Source organism: Siminovitchia terrae (assembly GCF_003605405.2).
GTDB lineage: Bacteria > Bacillota > Bacilli > Bacillales > Bacillaceae_C > Siminovitchia > Siminovitchia terrae.
This window is the reverse complement of the sequence record NZ_QYTW02000006.1, coordinates 1-374: the sequence shown is the minus strand read 5'-3', so window position 1 is coordinate 374 and position 374 is coordinate 1. Positions and strand designations below refer to the sequence as shown.

1 protein-coding gene is annotated in these 374 nt (G+C 37.4%); it reads right to left on the bottom strand.

Features of this window, described 5'->3' with window-relative positions; genetic code table 11:
* Positions 1-36 precede the first annotated feature (36 nt).
* Positions 37-374: helix-turn-helix domain-containing protein (locus D5F11_RS08085; protein ID WP_143253753.1), on the bottom strand; the 338-nt coding region annotated here is incomplete at its 5' end.

Below are 374 nucleotides of genomic sequence, written 5' to 3'. Positions count from 1 at the left end.
TTGCTTCCGGAATTCCCACGACAAAGAGAATATCTTTTAATCGAAATCCTTCTTCTTTAAGTTCGAATGCCATCTTTGTTTGTGCTTTTCGCGAAACGCATTCGGATCCTCCCGAAAAGCTCTCAACTTTTTTAGATACGCATTCTCCAGTCTTAGTAGTTCATTTTCACGTTCTAATTCTTCTTCACGCGTTAACTTTTTTTCTTCCTTTTTCTTCTGTTTATTAGGTTTCTTAGACATAGAAGGTCGCCCCTTTGATTTTTGTTTCAGGCCTTCTACTCCTTGTTCACGAAATGTTTTCATCCAGCGCTTAATTAAGGAAGGATTGTTCAAGTTAAATTGAACTGCAGTTTCTAAATAAGAAGCACCTGTCT